Annotated in this window: 16 protein-coding genes; 12 read left to right on the top strand and 4 right to left on the bottom strand. The window is 42.4% G+C overall.

The genetic code is table 11. From position 1 onward, the window contains the following. Positions 1-7: 7 nt before the first annotated feature. Positions 8-1732, bottom strand: a complete 1725-nt coding sequence (gene ilvB / locus GYX91_RS05700) for a biosynthetic-type acetolactate synthase large subunit (protein ID WP_078474874.1) — start codon at positions 1730-1732, stop codon at positions 8-10. Between the two features lie 389 nt (positions 1733-2121). After that, on the bottom strand, positions 2122-2979 hold the full coding sequence (locus GYX91_RS05695) for a chorismate mutase (RefSeq protein WP_174830159.1): 858 nt from the start codon (positions 2977-2979) through the stop codon (positions 2122-2124). 240 nt (positions 2980-3219) lie between these two features. Between GYX91_RS05695 and GYX91_RS05690 the strand changes: the two genes are divergently transcribed. From GYX91_RS05690 to GYX91_RS05655, 8 genes are all read left to right on the top strand, one after another. Then, positions 3220-4218, top strand: coding sequence for an HlyD family secretion protein (locus tag GYX91_RS05690; RefSeq protein ID WP_100115707.1), 999 nt, complete (start codon positions 3220-3222; stop codon positions 4216-4218). Between the two features lies 1 nt (position 4219). Next, complete coding sequence (rbbA, locus tag GYX91_RS05685; RefSeq protein ID WP_174830158.1) at positions 4220-7024, top strand: ribosome-associated ATPase/putative transporter RbbA; 2805 nt, start codon at positions 4220-4222, stop codon at positions 7022-7024. Next, positions 7025-8152: an ABC transporter permease gene (locus GYX91_RS05680; RefSeq protein ID WP_037394999.1), complete on the top strand. Its 1128-nt coding sequence runs from the start codon at positions 7025-7027 to the stop codon at positions 8150-8152. Between the two features lie 31 nt (positions 8153-8183). Next, positions 8184-9662 (top strand): efflux transporter outer membrane subunit, encoded by a 1479-nt coding sequence (locus GYX91_RS05675; RefSeq protein ID WP_174830157.1) that lies wholly within the window; start codon positions 8184-8186, stop codon positions 9660-9662. Between the two features lie 157 nt (positions 9663-9819). Then, positions 9820-11376 (top strand): patatin-like phospholipase family protein, encoded by a 1557-nt coding sequence (locus tag GYX91_RS05670; RefSeq protein WP_110414243.1) that lies wholly within the window; start codon positions 9820-9822, stop codon positions 11374-11376. A gap of 893 nt (positions 11377-12269) precedes the next feature. Continuing rightward, positions 12270-13970 carry an aspartate-alanine antiporter gene (gene aspT, locus GYX91_RS05665; protein WP_037476278.1) on the top strand — a complete coding sequence of 567 codons (1701 nt, stop codon included), beginning with the start codon at positions 12270-12272 and terminating at the stop codon, positions 13968-13970. A 30-nt stretch (positions 13971-14000) separates the two neighbouring features. Then, positions 14001-15593, top strand: a complete 1593-nt coding sequence (locus tag GYX91_RS05660) for a bifunctional aspartate transaminase/aspartate 4-decarboxylase (protein ID WP_025330768.1) — start codon at positions 14001-14003, stop codon at positions 15591-15593. Positions 15594-15761: 168 nt separating this feature from the next. Then, positions 15762-16502 (top strand): glutamine amidotransferase, encoded by a 741-nt coding sequence (locus GYX91_RS05655; RefSeq protein ID WP_202983729.1) that lies wholly within the window; start codon positions 15762-15764, stop codon positions 16500-16502. A 19-nt stretch (positions 16503-16521) separates the two neighbouring features. Here GYX91_RS05655 and GYX91_RS05650 read toward each other — a convergent pair whose 3' ends face one another. Together GYX91_RS05650 and GYX91_RS05645 are read right to left on the bottom strand one after the other, a co-directional pair. After that, a complete protein-coding gene (locus GYX91_RS05650) occupies positions 16522-16878 on the bottom strand; it encodes a YkvA family protein (RefSeq protein ID WP_078475639.1) in 357 nt (118 codons plus the stop codon). A 38-nt stretch (positions 16879-16916) separates the two neighbouring features. Then, positions 16917-17384 (bottom strand): histidine phosphatase family protein, encoded by a 468-nt coding sequence (locus GYX91_RS05645; RefSeq protein ID WP_174830156.1) that lies wholly within the window; start codon positions 17382-17384, stop codon positions 16917-16919. Between the two features lie 255 nt (positions 17385-17639). On the opposite strand from GYX91_RS05645, the gene ubiA reads away from it, so the two are divergent. From ubiA to rapZ, 4 genes are all read left to right on the top strand, one after another. Continuing rightward, a complete protein-coding gene (gene ubiA / locus GYX91_RS05640; protein WP_174830171.1) occupies positions 17640-18470 on the top strand; it encodes a 4-hydroxybenzoate octaprenyltransferase in 831 nt (276 codons plus the stop codon). A 149-nt stretch (positions 18471-18619) separates the two neighbouring features. Continuing rightward, a complete protein-coding gene (ptsN, locus tag GYX91_RS05635) occupies positions 18620-19075 on the top strand; it encodes a PTS IIA-like nitrogen regulatory protein PtsN (protein ID WP_025330763.1) in 456 nt (151 codons plus the stop codon). Positions 19076-19087: 12 nt separating this feature from the next. Continuing rightward, positions 19088-20050, top strand: a complete 963-nt coding sequence (gene hprK, locus GYX91_RS05630; protein ID WP_025330762.1) for an HPr(Ser) kinase/phosphatase — start codon at positions 19088-19090, stop codon at positions 20048-20050. Continuing rightward, on the top strand, positions 20031-20891 hold the full coding sequence (gene rapZ, locus GYX91_RS05625) for an RNase adapter RapZ (RefSeq protein WP_174830155.1): 861 nt from the start codon (positions 20031-20033) through the stop codon (positions 20889-20891). Before hprK ends, rapZ begins: the two co-directional genes overlap by 20 nt. Positions 20892-20893 lie beyond the last annotated feature (2 nt).

The following is a 20893-nucleotide window of genomic DNA, read 5'->3' as shown; positions in this document are numbered from 1 at the left end:
GCTCCGGCTATTCTTCTCTCATATGTGGCGGTAATACCATTTCATCCAGACCTTTACCATTGCCTACCATGGGATAGACATTTTGAGTACGGTCGGTAATGAAATCCATGAATACCAGTCTGTCTTTGAGTGCAATGGCTTCTTTCAGTGCACCTTCGATGTCGGCTGCTTTTTCCACTCTGATGCCAACATGCCCGTAGGCTTCAGCCAGTTTGACAAAGTCAGGCAATGATTCCATATAGGTTTCAGAATAGCGGTTGTCATAATAGAGTTCCTGCCACTGACGAACCATGCCAAGGAAGCCGTTATTAAGATTGATCACTTTAATCGGCAGACGATACTGATAACAGGTGGAAAGTTCCTGGATATTCATTTGTATAGAACCTTCACCGGTAATACAGAATACGTCTTCTTCCGGTTTAGCCAGTTTGGCACCCATAGCATAAGGTAGTCCAACGCCCATTGTGCCCAGCCCGCCGGAGTTTAGCCACTGGCGTGGGCGTATGAATGGATAGTACTGTGCTGTAAACATCTGGTGCTGGCCAACATCCGATGTGATGAGGGCATTGTTGTCGGTCAGTTTTGCCAGTGTCTGGATTACTTGCTGAGGTTTGATAATTTCATCTGAACTTTCAAACCAGATGCTGTCACGGCTGCGCCAGTTTTCGATGTTTTTCCACCATCTGTCCAGTGCATTACTGTTAAAGTTCAGATTCTGCTTCTGCCACAGGGCTAGTAAATCAGCCAGAACGTTTTTAACATCACCAACAATGGGTACGTCTACTTTTACGCGTTTGGCAATGCTGGACGGGTCGATATCAATATGGATGATTTTTTTGCCATCGTCAGTGAATTTATCGGGTACGGAAATAACACGATCATCAAAACGGGCACCGACAGCAAGTACTACATCGGCATTTTGTAAAGCAATATTAGCTTCGTAGCTGCCATGCATACCTACCATGCCAAGAAATTGACGGTTGGTGGCAGGAAATGCGCCTAATCCCATCAGGGTAGAGACACAGGGTGTACCGGTAGACTGAATAAAATCGGTAAGGATGTTGCTGGCATTACCCAGGATTACGCCTCCGCCGTACAGTACAATTGGTCGTTTAGCTGCAGCCATCACTTGTGCTGCTTTTTTTATCTGACCTGTATGTCCCTGCGTAACGGGCTGGTAGGAGCGGATATTGATGTCTTCCTGCGGGTAGCTGAATTTCGCCATTGCCTGGGTCACATCTTTAGGTACATCAATCACTACCACACCGGGTCGGCCGGTGCGCGCAATTTGAAAGGCTTTTTTAACTGTTTCTGCCAGCTCACTTACGTGGGTAACCAGAAAATTATGTTTTACACACGGGCGGCTAATGCCGACAGTATCGACTTCCTGAAAGGCATCAGTACCGATAGCAGGTGAGCCAACCTGACCGGATATGACCACGAGCGGGACAGAATCGGAATTGGCGGTGGCTATGCCGGTTATGGCATTGGTAGCACCCGGACCTGATGTTACCAGGGCGACTCCGATTTTTTCTCCGTTGCTGGCGCGTGAGTATGCATCAGCAGCATGAACTGCAGCCTGCTCATGACGGACTAGTATGTGGCGGAATTTTTTTAATTGAAAGATGGCGTCGTAGATTTCGAGAACTGCTCCGCCGGGATATCCGAAAACATATTCTACATTCTCGGCTTTAAGACTCTGCACGAGTATTTGTGCACCTGAAAGTTGCATATCAACCTCTTATGTTCTAGTAGTCCGACTGATACATTGCCAATGCATCTTCATCCGGTAAGATTAATAAGTGTAAACGGCGGTTTAGGGTACGCGAATATACTTATTGTGATGATCTGTTGGCTCTGCATCCGGTAGTCGGAATAGCAGGTTTGGGTTAGCTAAATGAGTGTTTACGATAAAACAGGTATAGATGTTAAGCAAGCGCTAATTTTGAAAAGAATGCTAGTTATATGATTATATTAATTTATTTTATGCTAAAAATTTTATATTTTGCGCAATATTATACTTGTTTTAGACAAATTTAACGTTGCAAATGATTAAATTTGTCTAAATTTATAAATAATATATGTTTTTATAAAATTATTGATTTTGGACTTATTGTCCAGTTAATGTATGACAATATGAGCACCTGCAGCTTGTGCCAGTTGCATAAGTGTTGCACTGTCCATATAGGCATGAGCGAGGCGGGAAATATTGGCCACAATGGGCAAATGAGTAATCTGTCTGGCTTTAACAATGGCTTCTACATCAAGGCGGTAAGGAGCGTTTCGCTCCAGACTTAATGTGCCTGCTTCACCCAGCATCAGATGATGATTGCCTTTTAAGGCAATATGCTCAGCTGCAATCAGCCATTCATCTACCTGATGATGTTTGTCTTTGCAGAGTACAACCGGAATATTCAGACAGCCTACTTCGTTAAGGAGGGTGCGATTAGACATTAATTCTCCGCCCAGATAAATAATATCTGCTTCTGCCTGTAAAGCTGGTTCTAGCTGGCGCACATCCCTGATACGCAGCCAGACGGGCTTGTTGGCTGCATGTGCCTGCTTAATCTGTTGTTGCATGCAGATATTGGTTTGCGGCACTGTCGAATAAGGTGAAAATGCCTGATAAAAAGGATCGATAAAGACATTAGCTCTTTCCGGAAGCCGGGTGCCGCTCATGCTGTCGACTATATGAAAATGGTTGCCGCCAAAGTTCTGTCCTCGTACGGTGATAACTGTATCCTCGGGCTGACTTTCACGACTGATGATGCGCCAGTCCTGTAGTATGCGCATGGCTTTTTCAACGCCGGCAAGTGCTTCTAGTTCGCGTGGTTCGAAGACTCTTTCATCACCAACAGCTCCGATGATGGTGCGTTCTGCGCCACGGGATAAATGTTCGTGCAATCCGCGTCCACGGATAAAACTGATGACATTGCTGATCTGTGTTTCGGTTGCCTGACACTGCATTACGATAATCATATCCGAATTCCTTGAAAACAGTATTCTGATTGTCAGAAAAAAACAGAATGCTGACAAGTGGCAATTAGTTGTTTAGCACTCAGAATTTGCTTGGCGTAATTTTCGCAAATATGTAACAGTAATAGTAAACTATTGTTATTGATGAAATGAATGGATATTTTATGTGTTAAATTGTGTGAGCAGGATATGGCGAGTTTCGTGATGCGGAACCAATAAAACAGTTTGTTCAGGGAAAAATAAATGAAAACAAAAAAACTGTTGTTTGTGTTGGTGGTACTGGTATTAGCCGGACTGGCGGTGTGGATTAATATGCGCAGCCATACTGATTTACCTGATGGTTTTGCCGGCGGTAATGGCCGTATGGAACTCAAGCGGCTGGATGTGGCTACTTTATATGCTGGTCGTGTCATTGAGATGAAAGTGGATGAAGGTGATGTAGTTGCTAAAGATCAGGTTCTAGCTGAGCTTTCATCTGATCAGACCAGTAGCAGGCTGGATGCTGCCCGTGCAGATAAACAGCGTGCACAGGAAAATGTCTCTAAAGCAGAAGCAGAAATTGCCGCTCAGCAGCAGATACATAAGGTTGCTCAGATGGATTTGGATAATGCGCGTCAGCTTAAATCAGATGAGCTGGTATCCTCACCTGAATTACGCCGGAGACTGGCTGAACGTGATGCTGCAATAGCCAGAGTTAAATCTGCTCAGGCAGCCCGCGCTGAAGCTCTGGCAGCAGTACAACAGGCTCAGGCTCAGATTAATGCTACTTCTTCTGCTAATAACGATATGCTGATACGTGCGCCTAAAGCCGGGCGTGTAGAGTATCGTATTGCCGAGGCCGGTAATGTACTGGGTGAAGGTAATAAAGTTGTGTCATTACTTGATCCATCTGATGTAACGCTGTCGGTGTATTTACCCACAGATACTATCGGTAAATTAAAGCTTGGGGATGAAGCAAGGATTATTCTGGACGGAATGAATGCAGTCTGGCCGGCTAAGGTGGATTTTATTGATTCCAATGCTCAGTTTACGCCTAAATTTGTAGAAACTCAGAATGAACGGCAAAAGCTGATGTATAAGGTTAAGCTAAAAATTCCGCCTGAGATTGCATTGAAATACAGTGGACTGCTTAAGGGCGGGCTGACAGGTAACGGATATATCCGTTTTGATAACAATAAAACATGGCCGCAGCAATGGCAGGTAAATTTACCCAGTATAAAACAATCTGCCAAAGGTGCCTGATATGGATAGTACGGCCAAAGCGCAGGCTGTAACAGGAGAAGAATGGGCTGTAGATTTACGCCATGTTTTTCATCAGTACCGTCAGACGAAGGCATTGCAGGATGTATCATTGCAAATCCGGCGCTGTGCAACGGTGGGTCTGATTGGTCCGGACGGGGTGGGTAAGTCTACTTTGCTGTCTTTGATAGCCGGTGTAAAAATTATTCAGCAGGGCGAGGTACTGGTATTTGGCGCCAGTATGGCGGACAAGCATAGCCGGCAGTCGCTAAGCCACCGGATTGCGTTCATGCCGCAAGGGCTTGGTCAGAATCTTTATCCAACATTGTCGGTTAATGAAAACGTAGATTTTCATGCTCGTTTATTCGGTTTGCGCGGACGTATGCGTCACGAACGTATTGCGCGTTTGTTGCGGGCGACAGGATTATCACCTTTTGCTGACCGACCGGCAGGTAAGCTTTCAGGCGGAATGAAACAGAAATTAAGTTTATGCTGTGCGCTGGTGCACAATCCGGAATTACTGATTCTTGATGAACCAACTACTGGGGTGGATCCGTTATCGCGCCGGCAGTTCTGGCAGTTGATTGATGAATTGCGAGCAGAAAATCCAGATATGACGGTGATTGTGGCCACGGCGTATTTTGATGAAGCAAAGCGCTTTGAATATCTGCTGGCAATGGATAATGGTCGTCTGATTGTCAATGCGCCCACTCAGCAGGTTTTAGATGATACCCATACGGATACGCTGGAACAGGCTTATGTCAAACTTTTGCCCGAAAATAAGCAGAATAAATCGGGCAGTCTGCAACTAACGCCGTTTGTTCCGGATAAAGACTCTCCACCGGCGATTGAGGCAAAAGATTTAACCAAACGTTTTGGTGATTTTATTGCCGTTAATAATGTTAGTTTCAGGATTGAGCGGGGCGAAATTTTTGGTTTTCTTGGTTCGAATGGTTGTGGTAAATCAACAACCATGAAAATGCTGACGGGGCTGCTGGATGCCAGCTCCGGTTCTGCTGAGCTGTTAGGTCATACGGTTAATGCCAATGATATGACGACTCGGATGAAAATCGGTTATATGTCGCAGTCGTTTTCTTTATATGAAGAGTTAACGGTACGACAGAATCTGGTACTTTCAGCCCGATTATACCGTATGGATGCTGCACAGATTGATTCTTCTGTTCAGCAGTCTTTACAGGAATTTGATCTGCTTGAATTTGCAGACATTCAGCCTAGTGAAATGCCGCTGGGTATCAGACAGCGTTTGCAGCTGGCAGCAGCCTGTCTGCATCATCCTCAGGTATTAATTCTGGATGAGCCGACATCAGGGGTTGATCCGGTGGCCAGAGATATGTTCTGGCATCATCTGCTAAATTTGTCGCGAAATCATCGTACTACTATTTTTGTCTCTACGCATTTCATGAATGAAGCAGAGCGCTGTGACCGGATATCATTCATGCATCAGGGGCGGGTTCTGGCTATCGGGACACCAGAAGAACTGTGTGAAAGTAAGGATACAGATGATCTTGAAACCGCATTTATTGATTACTTGCAGGAGGCTGTAGATAAAAATCAGCCTAAATCTCAGGTATCTGCTTCAGATACAAAAGAAACCCAAAACACCGCGCATGAAAGCGGATTTGGTCAATCTTCGGGTAAAACAACGGATGTTGATAGCCTGGCTTACTGGCTACAGACTATATGGACATTTGCTGTACGCGAAGGCAAGGAATTACTGCGCGATAAAATTCGTTTATTCTTTGCTTTGTTTGGGCCGGTGGTGTTAATGATGATGGCTGCATGGTCAGTATCATTTGATGTTGAGCATGTGAAATTTGCGGTAATAGATAGGGATCATACGGTAGAAAGCCGTGCTTTGATTGAGCAATTTCAGGGTTCGCGTTATTTTACTTTCACCAGCAATCTTCACAGTGCTGCTGAGATTGATAATACGCTTAAGGTTTCCAATGCGAGAATGGTGATTGATATCCCGCCGCATTTTGGTCGTGATCTGTTGCGTGGCAATAAGCCGGAAGTAGGCTTTTATATTGATGGTACGATGCCGTTTATGGCAGAAAATATTAAAAGTTTTATTTTATCGACACTAAATAACTATACAGCGATGAAATGGACTGAAACAGGTTTGCCAATCTCTCTTAAGCCGGCTGCGCAGATCGCGCCGCGCTATGTTTATAATCAGGATTTTAAAAGTATTTTTGCAATTACCCCCGGTATGATTATGATGGCTATGATGCTGATACCGGTAATGATGACGGCTCTCGGGGTAGTCAGAGAACGGGAAATCGGTTCAATTACTAATTTGTATACTTCCCCCGCATCGGTTAGACAGTTTCTGATTGGTAAACAGCTTCCTTATGTGTTTGTTTCTTTTCTCAGCTATCTGATTCTCGTATGGCTGGCCGTAGTGGCATTGGGTGTACCTGTGCGTGGCAGTTTTCTGGCGATGAGTCTGGGTGCGCTGGCATTGATATTTGCAGCGACAGCTTTCGGTTTATTGATTTCCAGCTTTGTAAAGTCGCAGGTGGCTGCCATTTTCGGTTCGGCAATCTTATCATTAATTCCAGCGCTGAATTTTTCCGGTCTGCTGTATCCGCTGTCTACACTCAGCGGGGTTAATTATTGGTTTGGCTGGAGCTTCCCGACTGCATGGTATCAGTTAATCAGTTTAGGCGGTTTTACTAAAGGCTTAGGCTTTCTGGACTTTATTAATTATTACTTGATATTAATGGTATTTTGTCTGGTATACGTTTTTCTGGCCGGCTGCTTACTGAAGAAGCAGGAGGTATAGATGCTGCAATGGTTTAAAAATGTATGGGTGCTGAGTGTAAAGGAGCTGAAAAGCCTGCTGAGTGATGTGGTTTTAATTGCATTAATGGTAGTCGTGCTGTCTTTAGCCATTTACTCAGTTGCAACCAGTATTACTACCGAAGTGCGCCATGCTTCAGTTGCCATTATGGATGCTGATCACAGTGTTTTGTCTTACCAAATTCGTGATTCTTTGCTGGAACCTTATTTTAAACAGCCGGTAGAAGTAAAGCGTGAAGAAATTGATGCGGCTATGGATAAAGGTGATTATGTCTTTGTACTGGATATTCCGGCCAATTTTGAACGCGATGTGGTCGCAGGACGGTCTCCTACCATTCAGGTGCTGGCTGATGCGACGTCAGTAACGCAGGCTGGTATAGGTTTTAATTATTTAAGCCAGATAATTGATGCACAGACACGTTCTTTTTTACATCAGCAGTCTGCAGTGAAGTTATCTCCGGTTACGCCGGTGTTAAATATTCAGTTTAATCCCAATGGTGAATCCTCATGGTTTATCGCTACGATGAATGTGGTATCCAATCTTACTTTACTGGCGATTATTCTGGTCGGTGCCGCGGTAATCCGTGAGAAAGAGCATGGTACGATTGAACAGTTGCTGGTTATGCCGGTACGACCCAGTGAAATTGTGATGGCCAAGATTTTTGCTAATGGTGCGGTTATCTCAGTAGCTTCTCTGCTGTCTTTATGGCTGGTTATTCAGGGCTGGCTGCATATCCCGATAAACGGCTCAATATTTTTATTTAGTATGGGCATGTTTATTTATTTGTTTTCTGTGGCGTCTCTGGGTATCTGGTTTGCAACGCTGGCTCCTACCATGCCGCAGTTTGGTTTGTTATGTTTGCCGATTTATGTGGTAATGCGTTTACTTTCGGGCTCTGAATCGCCATTGGAAAGTATGCCGGCAGTTTTTCAGTATATAACTTGGTTTTCACCGGAAACTCAATTTACTCAGTTTAGTCAGGATGTGCTCTTTCGGAATGCCGGTCTGGATATTGTCTGGCCGAAAATTTTGATGATGAGCATAATGGGTGTGTTGTTTCTGGCTCTGGCGCTATCGCGATTTCGTGGCATGCTGGCACAGCATTCTTGATGCTTACACCGGATTTTAGGGAAGTATGGTGATGAATAAAACATGGTTGTCTGTATTACTGGCTTTAGGATTGGTGGCAGGTTGCGGCAGAACTGATATTCAGGTGAAATCTACTGTCGGTATGCCACAGCAGTTTGATCAGAATGCGGCAGCACGCGGCTCAGCTGATATCAGCCGCTGGTGGCAAAGCTGGCCGGATCCGGTATTGAATGAGTTAATTGAAACCGGATTAAAAAATAACCGGAATCTGGCCAAAATGAAAGCAAATATGCTTGCAGCACGAGCCAGTGCTGCTATGGCTGAGTCTGATTTAGGACCGCAGGCAGGTGTGGAAAGTAGCGGAGGATTACATCGTTACAATGGTGATAATTCACTTAAAGATTTAAACTTACCGGCAATTGGTAATGCAAAGGATTACTTGCAGGCAACTGGTTCGCCGCAGGGTAATAATCGCCAGCATGTTCATGGTAATACGGTTCAGGCAGGTTTTACAGCCAGCTGGGAGCCGGATGTATTCGGACAGAAACGCAGTGATGCTGATGAAATGCATTATCTGAGCCTGAGCGAAACAGAACGCTGGCATGGTGCGCAGATGATGCTTGGCAGTGAAATTGCCGATAATTATCTGAAAATGCGTGCAATGCAGCAACGGGTAAAAGTAGGTGAGCACAGTGTTGCTACTCTTAAGCAATTGCAGCGATATACGGAAGGGCGTTTTCGTGCAGGTCAGGCATCGGCTTATGATGTCAGAGAAGTTGCGGCAAAACTTTCAGCTATGCAGGCAAAAATTGCTACTTATCAGGCACAAGCTGATGTTTATCAGCGCAATATAGCAGTATTGACCGGTCAGTCTTCGCAAGGATTTGTGGTTGCGCCTGCGTCTTTGGATATTTTTCAGCATTTACCTTCTGCTCCGGCGGGACAGGTTCCACTGGATCTCATTACCCGGAGACCGGATATCCGCACTCAGGAAAATCTGGTGAAAGCGATGAGTGCCGGTTTAGCCAGTGCTAAAGCTGACCGTCTGCCACGATTTTCGCTTAATTTTTTATGGCAGACCGGACAAATACATTTAGACAGCAGTACTTCATATTTAAAAAATACGGCCGGTTTGCTGAATGCAAGCATGACTATTCCTGTGTTTACTGCAGGCAGAATCAAACATAATATTGAGCGGGCTGATGCTCAGTTACAGGCAGCTATTGCCGGATATGACCAGATGATTTTACAGGCTCTGGCTGAAGTAGATAGTGCATATCAGATGCAATTTAGTCTGAATAAACAAAACCGGTTAATGCATGAGGCTCAAATGCAGGCTGCCAGTCAGGCCGGTGCGGCTGAAAAACTGTTTCGCTATGGCGATATGACCCTGGACCGCAGTTTACGGGCACGCCTGAATGCAGAAGATTTGGATGATCAGCAAATTCAGGGCAAACTGGAAGAGGCACGTAATCTGGTTAATCTGTATAAGGCATTAGGCGGTGGCTGGCAAATTACTGATGAAAACTGATTTAAGATAATTAAGCTGAAAATTATGTTATCGTTTAATTTTCTGTTTGTATGAATAAGTGGCAGTAATGGTACACTGATAGATTACATGATAATAGCAATTATTAATTAATCAAAATATATCAGGTATCCTGATATTTTCCGCTCCGGGAGCTGTAATGCCGCTAAGTATTACGAGATCTGTTAGATGGTACCTGCTGATACTGATTGCCGTATTGAGCCTGAGTGCCTGTTCTACACTGCAATATCAGCCTATAGACACAATTGATCATATTGATGAACAGGAGGGTTATCGTATACAACATGCATTGTTAAACAATGATGCGAAGAAAATAGACGATGTAATCGGTATTGTGATGCTTTCCGGTGGCGGAACCCGTGCAGCTGCGTTTGGTTATGGGGTTCTGGAATCTCTGAAAAAGCAGCAAGTAAAAATAGACGGTAAACAGGTGAGTCTCCTTGATACGGTTGATGTGGTTTATGGTATATCCGGAGGCTCAGTTTTAGCTACTTATTTTGGATTACATGGAGCCGATACAATACCGAAATTTGAGCAAAATTTTCTCAATTTAAATTTGCAGAAAATGTTAGTTGGTCAGGTTTTTTCGATGGCTAACTGGTCGCGGCTGGCTTCACCGGAATTTGGCCGCGGTGATTTGTTACAGGAACAGCTGGATTTACATTTATATCATGGCGCTACTTATGCGGATTTAAATAATAAACGTAAGGGGCCGTTTGTGGTAATTAGTGCTACTGATATGAGTTTGGGCAGCCGGCTGGATTTTACGCAGGAGTATTTTGATTTACTCTGCATTGATTTAACTAAATTACCCATTTCCCGTGCCGTAGCGGCATCCAGTGCTGTGCCACTGGTTTTTGCACCGGTAACTCTGAATAACAATGGCGGTAATTGCCATTATCAGTTACCAGATAATCTGGTTGATAGTAATAATGCTGATGCTACCGGCACGACAGCTTTCCGTGCTCAGACACGTACAGCTTATCGTAATAATCTCAAGCAATATCAGGATAGTCAGAAAAGACCTTATATTCATTTACTGGATGGTGGATTAACGGATAATCTCGGATTACGCAGTTTGCTGGACACAACTGAGTTATATAGTAATGAAACTTTGTATGACCAGCTGGAATCAGCGAATATTCATAAAATTATCATTATTAATGTCAACGCCCAGACACAGCGCAAAAATGAAATTGACAGTAGCGCCAGTGTTCCCGGAACTACTGAAGTAGTGAGAGCTTTAACCAGTATTCCGATTGAGAAGTATTCAGAAGATACTCAGCATCAATTTCAGAAATATGTAGACTGGTGGAATGAAAATCGTAGTGAGGGTACACCGCGGGTATATTATATAAGTGTGAATTTACTGGATTTACCTTCTTCCCCTTTAAGGGATAAAGTAATTCATATACCAACAACGTTTTATCTGGCACGCAGTGAAGTGAATAATTTGCGTAAAGCTGCGAAAGAGCTATTAGCCCAATCTGCCGAATATCATCGGCTGATTAAAGATATTGGTGTAGATTCATCCGATACTGATACAAAGGCATTTAGTTTATATGATGAAGAATCTGATGATGGTGATGATTCAGCAGATGCTACAGATCAACCGAATGCAGAAGATAATCCTCAAAATAATTTGAGTAATGTGGTTAATTTTATCAATACTGAATCATTACCTTTATTACGCTGAAAAATTTTATTGTATAGTGAAGCAGATACTTTTATCTGTTTGATTGTTTGAAAAGAGCCTGAAAGAAAATTATTCAGGCTTTTTTATATTCATTTCTGGAAATACTCAGGCTCTTATCAGATATAGCGTGTATATGTCAGGCTAAAATTCTTGTCTGAATTGATTTATTTTAAGTATTAAAGAGTTATTGGTATAAATGTCAATGAAGTAAACCCTTATCAATAAAACCATCTGCCAAAATTCAAATTTGAGAAATCAAAAAATAATTATGTAAAATTTATGTAGTTAAATGGTTTTAATTAGTTATAATTTGAAATGGATATTTTAATTAGCAATTTGTGTTAATTTTAATATCATTTTTTTTAGAAAAAATAGATGATTTGTTGTGAAATGGCAACAGAAATCTGACTGTTTAGCGTAGTTGTTAAACAGGATTCTTATTATCATTTCAATATGTTATAGATTATCAATCGTATTGAAAAATAGTTTATATAGTTTAATAATTAAATATGCATTTTGACTAAATATATTCAATTAGAAATAAATTATTTTATTGGCTAGTAAGATATAAGAATAACAGATTATTTAATAAATTTTATTCAATATAGATATTATAGTTTTAAATTATATTAATATATTAATAAAAAATTCTGAACAAAATCTTAACTTTTCTCTTTAAAATCAGTTGAAAAAAGCAAAAAACAGGATTGGCGCAGGAATGTGAAATTATTCTTACATAGTAATTAAACGCGATTAATTGGATTAATTAAATGCCAATGTTGTTAACAAAATACCAAAATTATCATTAATTTTCGTACATATGAATATTTAGACAAAAATTAAAAGCGCACGAGCGCACACTAGCCTTCGTTCTTTCAGGAGAAGGTAGACATATGTTGAATTGGGTATTGACTAATATTAAGGAATCACCGGTTATTCTGATGTTTCTGTCGTTAAGTCTGGGATATTTGCTGGGCAATATACGCTTCGGTAAGTTCCAGCTTGGCGGGGTTGCCGGTTCCCTGCTGGTGGCAGTGGTCTTAAGCCTGCTCAATGTTCACATTGATTCTGGCCTTAAGGCATTGCTGTTTACTTTATTTATTTACGCTGTGGGTTATGAAAGTGGTCCTCAGTTTTTCCGTTCACTGGGTGTAAAAACTCTGCGTGAAATCTTTCTGGCATTGTTTATCGCCATTACCGGCTTTATTACGGTAATGATTATGGCACGCCTGTTCCATCTGGATAAAGGTCTGGCCGCTGGTCTGGCTGCCGGTGGTTTAACTCAGTCAGCAATTCTGGGTACGGCTGCTGATGCTCTGACACATATGGGTCTGCCTGCCGATCAGTTACAGCAGTTACAGGCTAATGTAGCTATTGGTTATGCGGTGACATATATCTTTGGTTCTCTGGGCGCAATCATAATTTGTATGAATGTGTTACCGAAAATTATGGGTCGGGATATTCGCGATGATGCGGTAGCTGCAGAAGCTGAACAACTGAAAGGTGCTATGGCACTGGAAGGTAATCAGGGGATGGCAATTACGCAGATGGTGGGACGTATCTATGTGGTTGAACATGATATTCAGAAATCTATTAAAGATATTGAATTAGAAAATCTGGGTATTACGATTGAACGCATTAAACGTCACGGTAATCTGATTGACTGCACTCCGTCTACGATTCTGAAACCGGAAGACATCATCCTGATTGTTGGTCGTCGTGAAGCTGTTACTTCTGTCAGCACTTTATTCGGCCGCGAACTAGATGCCGAGCCGGGTCTGGAAGTCATTGTTGATACTAAAAATGTGGTTTTCCGCAATCCTGAGTATGCGAATAAAACCATGGCTGAAATTCGTTCCAAAGTTCATATGAGCGATAAAGATTTTGAAATTCAGCATGGTATCTATCTGATTGAACTGCATCGCAATGGTGAAAAACTGGATCTGACACCTGATACAGAGTTCAAACTGGGCGATGTAATGACCATTTACGGTTCTACAAGTGATATTAACCGTGTCGTACACATCATCGGTGCACCTATTACGGTTAATAGTAAAACTGACTGGGCTTATCACGGTCTGGGCGTAGTACTTGGTCTGATTATCGGCTGGGTAGTAATTCGTATCGGCAATATTCCGATTACGCTTGGTGCCGGTGGTGGTGCATTGTTATCTGGTCTTTTCTTTGGCTGGCTGCGTGCCCGTAAACAGACATTCGGCAATATGCCTGCTGCGGCTTCTCAGTTTATGAAGGATTTCGGTCTGGCCGGCTTCGTATCTGTTGTGGGTCTGCAATCAGGTTTACAGGCAATTACCACTATTAAAGAACATGGTCTGACTCTGTTCCTGATCGGTGTGGTGGTTACTCTGGTTCCGATGATTCTGGCTATTTTCTTTGGTCGCTATGTGCTCCGTTATGACAATGCAGCTGTATTTGCAGGTGCCTTGGCTGGTTCACGCAGTGCCAATCCTGCATTTGGTGAAGTTCTGGATAAAGCAGGCAATGCAATTCCGACTACTCCATTTGCCGTTACATATGCATTAGCCAATGTGTTCCTGACATTGTTAGGTCCGTTGATTGTGGCTCTTGTTTGATATGTGCTTTAACTTCTTGAGGAAACTATTATGACTTCAAAACATGATTTTGAAAAATATGCTAATTTAAGCCCGTTTGAGTTGAAAAATCACTTGATTGATCTGGCACAGAGCCGCAACGATCGGATGATGCTGAACGCCGGTCGTGGTAACCCTAACTTTTTAGCAACATTACCACGCAATGCCTTTTTTGAATTAGGTTTGTTTGCTGCAGAAGAGTCTGAAATTTCTTTCTCTTTCCTGGATCAGAATATCGGTGGTATGCCCTTTAAAGATGATCTGATGGCACGTTTTGACGACTTTATCCGTCGTAACCGCCACAAACCAGGCGTTGATTTTCTGAGCAAAGCCATGTCCTATGTACGTGACCAGCTTGGCTACAATCAGCATCAGTTCCTGTTAGAAATGACTGAAGGTATTTTGGGTTGCAATTATCCTGTACCTGACCGTATGCTGCGCTTGTCTGAAGAAATCGTTAAAACCTATATTCTTGAAGAAATGGGTGCTAAAACGATGTCTAATGATGATATCGATCTGTTTGCAACTGAAGGTGGTACTGCTGCTATGGCATACATTTTCAGTTCTCTGAAACAGAATGGTCTGATTCGTCATGGCGATAAAATTGCTCTGGGCGCACCAATTTTCACACCCTATCTGGAAATTCCAGAACTGAACGATTATGAACTGGAAGAAGTTCTGATCAATGCTGATCCGAAACTGGACTGGCAGTATCCTGAAAGCGAATTGCGCAAACTGGAAGATCCTTCAATCAAAGCATTCTATCTGGTTAACCCATCCAATCCGCCTTCAGTGAAAATGGACGACCGCAGTCTGCAGATTATTGCTGACATTGTGAAAAAACGTCCTGATCTGATTATTCTGACTGATGACGTATACGGTACATTTGCTGAGAACTTTGAATCTCTGTTTACTCTGTGCCCGTACAACACTATTTTAGTGTACTCTTTCTCTAAATACTTCGGTGCTACCGGCTGGCGCCTGGGTGTAATTGCCATGGCCAAAGAAAATGTACTGGACAAGAAAATTGCTGAGCTGCCTGAAGAAGAACGTCAGGTATTGCACAAACGTTATCTGTCTATTACTCCGGAACCGGAAAAACTGAAACTGATCGACCGTATGGTTGCTGACAGCCGTGCTGTTGCTCTGAACCACACAGCTGGTTTGTCTACACCACAACAGGTGCAGATGGTACTGTTCTCTCTGGCCGAAATGATGGATACCAAGAAACAGTATAAAGATGCTCTGATGGCTCTGATTCGCAACCGCAGTGCTGCCATGTACAAACAGTTGGGCATTAAACATGAGTTTAATGAAAACAGTGTGGATTACTACACTCTGGTTGATATGGAAGATACTGCACGTCAGCTGTATGGTGATGAGTTTGCTGAATGGGTTGTTAAAACCAAAAATCCGAATGAACTACTGTTCAGAATTGCGGATGAATCCGGCGTAGTATTGTTACCGGGTAAAGGTTTTGCCGTACGCCACCCATCCGGCCGTGTTTCATTAGCCAATCTGAATGAATACCAGTACAAAGCTATTGGTGCATCTCTGCATAAACTGGCTTGTGAATATCATGAAGAATTTAAAGCCAGCAAGTAATTAATTTTACCTTAGCTTAAATCAGCGCCGCACTGTTTGTGCGGCGCTATTATATTTGCTTTGACTGTATCCTAAATCAAAAATCTGATGAATGGAGATCCTTATATAATTGGATATCTACTTGAAAAAATCGTATAGTTTAACCGGTTCATTCTGATTTTATTGTATATGAGGAGAATAAAATTGCGGGTACATTTTATTATTCATCAGGATTATGAAGAAGCTGCAGCTTGTGAAGAATGGGCATTCAGCAGAGATTATCAGATTTCGCATTCACGAGTATATCTTGGCGACAAATTACCCGAATCTAAAGCCGGTTTCGATATGCTGATTATTATGGGGGGGCCGCAATCACCAGTTACGACAATTGAGGAATGTCCCTATTTCGACACTAAAGCAGAGCAAAGTCTGATTCTCAATGCTATTAATGATGGTAAGGCTGTGCTTGGTATTTGTTTAGGTGCCCAATTAATCGGGCAAGCTTTAAACGGAATGTATGAACACAGTCCTAATAAAGAAATTGGTTATTTTCCAATTTATTTAACTCAAGCAGGTATGGCTGATGAACTTATCTCTCATTTTGATAAAGAAATGCTAGTGGCACACTGGCATGGTGATATGCCGGGTCTGACCGAACAGGCACAAGTGCTTGCCTATAGTAAAGGTTGTCCGCGTCAGATTATCCGTTATGCATCGTTGGTATACGGTTTTCAGTGTCATCTGGAGCTGAATGCAAAAGCTATTGATAAATTAATTTCAGCTTCTGCATCTGAATTAGAGAAAGCAGCTAATTATCCTTTTATTCAGTCAGCAGAGGAAATCAGATCTTTTGATTATTCTGTTATGAACCAGCAGCTTTTTATTTTTATGGATAAACTGATGCGGCTATATCAAAATAATATTGAATAGCTTAGCAGAAAAATATGATTTAACGGTGAAAGAATCGGGAAACAGCTGTTTCAGCCTGAGCTTTAAGTGCTGGTGTGATGGCTTTTTGCAGCTGTCTGCATACCATGGTAATAACCGCAATATCATCAGTAAATCCTATTGGTCCGAGTAAATCGGGAATCAGATCTATAGGACTGAGAAAATAGAGCAGTGCACCCAATATCAGCATTTTACTGCGTAGCGGTGTTTCTGCTGATTTAAAAAGCAGATATAAGGTGTATAGCTGCACCATTACGGGTTTACCCAGAATTAAGGCATTTTTACTAAGCTTTGTGAAAAAGCTTTTTTCATTGAACTGATTATGTCCGATATTGACATTTTTATGTAACCAACTCATCGCTATATGCTTTCATTTGTTGATTATATCTGTATGGTTTATTTTAAAGCAGCGGGTGAAAGAACGACTTTTAGTCGTGCCTGATGGCGCTGTTGATAAAAACGGATATCAAACCACCAAAAAGCTGATTTTTTCACTGACCAGAATTGCTGCGGTAACCAGATGCCGTTGAGCAAATAAGCGCAGAACTGACCTATCCAGGGTTGATGACCTACCCATATCTGTGTAGAAGAAACAGCGTTCTGTTGTTGCAGAAAAGTAGCGAGATTAAGCGGATGGCTGTTAGGATTCAGTAATTTATTAATAGTCAAAGGCTGTTTAAGAAATTCTGCAGTTTGCTGTGCTCTTACTGCTTCTGAGCAGAAAACTTGAAAGTTATCCGGTAAATGCTGATGCAACCATTGAGCACTGGACTTTGCCTGCTGCTGACCTTTAATTGTTAATCTTCGTGCCATATCATTGCGGCTGTCTTCAGCCTCAGCATGACGCCATAAAATTAAATCCATATCTTACTCCTTTGGATTATGGTTTCAGAGTGCAGTTAGCTGTTATGCTTATGCTACAATTATTTGGTTTGCCGACTTCTTTCTGATAGTAGTAGCATCAGTAGTGTTCTGGCAATGTGGCAGAGGCTATCTTTGTATTTTTTAATCATGCATTAACATTGAAAGACAGGTGTGAATCGATTTTTTGTAGAAAGGAAACTGCAAGATAAAAAAAACGGGCAGTTGGCTGAGCGCTTTCAAGTCTATACACAGTTAATGCGTATAGACCGGCCGATTGGTACGTTATTGCTGTTATGGCCAACCTGGTGGGCTTTATGGATTGCTGCAGACGGATATCCGGACTGGTTAATCGTGCTGCTGTTTACAATCGGCACTTTTTTAATGCGTAGTGCCGGTTGCGTGATTAATGATTATGCAGACCGCGATTTTGACGGTGCTGTTGATCGTACCTGTCAGCGACCTTTTGCTTTAAAAAAGGTAAGTAAAAAAGAAGCGCTCATACTGACATTACTATTGTGTATTTTATCTGCATTCTGTTTGCTGCCTATGAATCGGCTTACCTGGCTGATGAGTATTCCCGCACTATTTCTAGCCATGACATATCCGTTTACTAAACGTTTTTTTCCATTACCGCAGTTATATCTTGGTCTGGCATTTTCGTTTGGGATACCTATGGCGTTTGCAGCGATAACTAATCATGTGCCGATGATTGCGTGGATTTTGCTGGCCGCCAATATATTGTGGACTTTAGCTTATGACACTATATACGCCATGGCAGATAAGGAAGATGATTTAAAAATCGGCATTCATACATCTGCAATTACTTTTGGTAATCACGATATTACTGCTGTTATGTTGTGTCATGCAGGGTTTGATCTGCTGATGATTCTGGCTGGCTGGCAGATTCACGCCACTATCTGGTACTGGCTGGCACTGGTAATTGTATCTGTTTTGCAGTATTGTCAGTGGCTCAATATTCGTACGAGAGACCGCAAAATATGCTTTACCATGTTTGTTCGTAATAACCGGATTGGTCTTATCCTGTTTATTGGATTACTTCTGCATTACTGGATAGGCAAATCATGAACGATGAAAGCATTATCAGGTAGAAATAAGAGATAATTTTGTAATTTGATTGTATTGAAATAAATTGCATCTGAATCAGCAAAGTAAATTAGTCCCCTTTTCGGATTAGCCGGCTGTACAGTGCAGTTTGATAGGAATTGAATATGAGCATGAGTTTAATTGGGGATATTTTACCGGTTTCACATGTGGTTCTTGATTTAAATGTAAGTAGTAAGAAACGTCTGTTTGAAGAAGCCGGTCAATTATTATCCGAAGAGGCAGGTTTGTCGCAGGAAGATGTTTTTAATTGTTTGTTTGCACGCGAAAAGCTGGGCTCAACCGCACTAGGTAAGGGTGTGGCCATTCCGCACGGGCGTACCGGTGCAGTGAAGGATACGGTAGGTGCGTTTTTCCGTCTGCAGACACCCATCGCATTTGATGCTCCGGATGAGCAACCCGTCAGTCTGGTATTTATACTATTGGTACCGGAAAATGCATCAACCAAGCATTTGAATGTTTTATCAGAACTGGCCGGAAAATTTTCACAAAAATCTGTACGCAATGCATTATTGTCTGCTACCAGTGCCGAAAGTGTGCGTGAAATACTGATAGCAGAACAGGTATAAGGAAACATTACTATGCCCAGTATTTCGGTACGGCGCTTATATCATGACAATCAGACAAAACTGAAACTTGCATGGTCTGCCGGCACAGCCGGTGCGGATAACCGTATCAGTATTGACGCCGATAAGCCGGTACTGGCGCTGGTAGGACATCTGAATTTTATTCATCCCAATCAGGTACAGGTAATCGGGATTGCAGAAGTCGAGTATCTGAATAAAATTGAAGCGGGTGAAATCAAAACCACGCTTAATGAATTGTTCGATTTGACTATGTCACTGATCATAGTCGCAAATGATTTACCTGTGCCCTATATGCTGCGTGATTATTGTCATACGCATAATGTTCCTTTGCTGACATCCAAAACAGAAAGCCCTTTTCTGATGGATGTTTTGCGAATTTATCTGCAGAGGGTGCTGGCAGCTTCTACAGTTAAATACGGCGTATTTCTGGATGTATTTGAAGTTGGTGTGCTGATAACCGGTCAGTCAGGTCTGGGTAAAAGCGAACTGGCACTGGAACTAATATCACGCGGACATGGCTTGGTGGCAGATGATGCGGTGGAGTTATACCGTATCGGGCCGGAAACACTTGAAGGCCGCTGTCCGGCTATGCTGAAAGATTTTCTTGAAGTGCGCGGTCTTGGTGTTTTGAATATACGGGCAATTTTCGGTGAAACTGCTGTACGACCCAAAAAGCAGTTACAGTTGATAATCAATCTGGTATTGGCCGATGATACCCATATGCAAAGGATTGACCGTCTGAGTATAAAAAGTGAAACTGAAAGCATTCTCAATGTATCTATTCGCAGTGTTACTCTGCCGGTAGCAGTGGGTCGAAATCTGGCTGTATTGGTAGAAGCTGCTGTCAGTAACTTTATTTTACAAATGCGTGGTCAGGACAGTACCAAGCAATTTCTGGATCGTCATAATTCAATGCTGAAAGAGGATGCGGTGAATCATGAGGATAGTATTGATTAGCGGATTATCCGGTTCCGGAAAATCCATTGCTTTACGTTTACTGGAAGATGTTGGCTTTGTCTGTGTTGATAATTTACCAGTAAAGCTGTTGCCTGGTCTAATTGAACACTATGCAGCCAGTCATGTAGCGCAACTTGGCGTAAGCGTAGATATCCGTTCACGCTTCAACCCTGCAGATCTATTGGAACTGGTCACACAGTTACGTACTCTGGGACATCAGGTAGATTTGCTGTTTTTAACTTCTTCAGTAGCCGTTTTACTGCGCCGGTTTTCAGAAACACGCCGCAGCCATCCATTGGCACGGGAACATAAAACATTAAGTGAGAGTGTTTCTGCTGAACAGCAATACATGTCCACTTTGCAAAGCTATGCTTATGTAATAGATACTTCATTACTGAATGTACCGCAATTGCGCCGTCAGATTCAGCAATGGTTGCACTTGCCGGTAGCGCCAATGCGTGTTGTTCTGGAGTCTTTTGGTTATAAATTTGGTGTACCTGCCGGTCTTGATTTCGTTTTTGATGTGCGTTTTTTACCTAATCCCTATTACGATTTCCACTTACGTCCGTATAGTGGTCTGGATGAACCTGTAAAGACATTTTTTTCCGGACAGCCAGTTATGGCAGAAATGATAGATGATTTATCCGGTTTTCTATTGCGCTGGTTACCGCACATGGAAAAAGAAAGTCGCAGTTATGTTAATATTGGCATCGGCTGTACTGGTGGTCAGCATCGTTCTGCTTATATTGTAGAAGCACTGGCAAACAGGTTAAATGCTTATTCAGTATTGATTCGGCACAGACAGTTAGAATTAAGTAATCATTCTGAAAAAACGGTATAATA

It is taken from the genome of Snodgrassella sp. ESL0304 (genome assembly GCF_013344995.1).
GTDB classification, from domain to species: Bacteria; Pseudomonadota; Gammaproteobacteria; order Burkholderiales; family Neisseriaceae; genus Snodgrassella; species Snodgrassella alvi.
The sequence above is the reverse complement of the archived record's forward strand: the minus strand, read 5'-3'. Positions and strand labels throughout refer to the sequence as shown.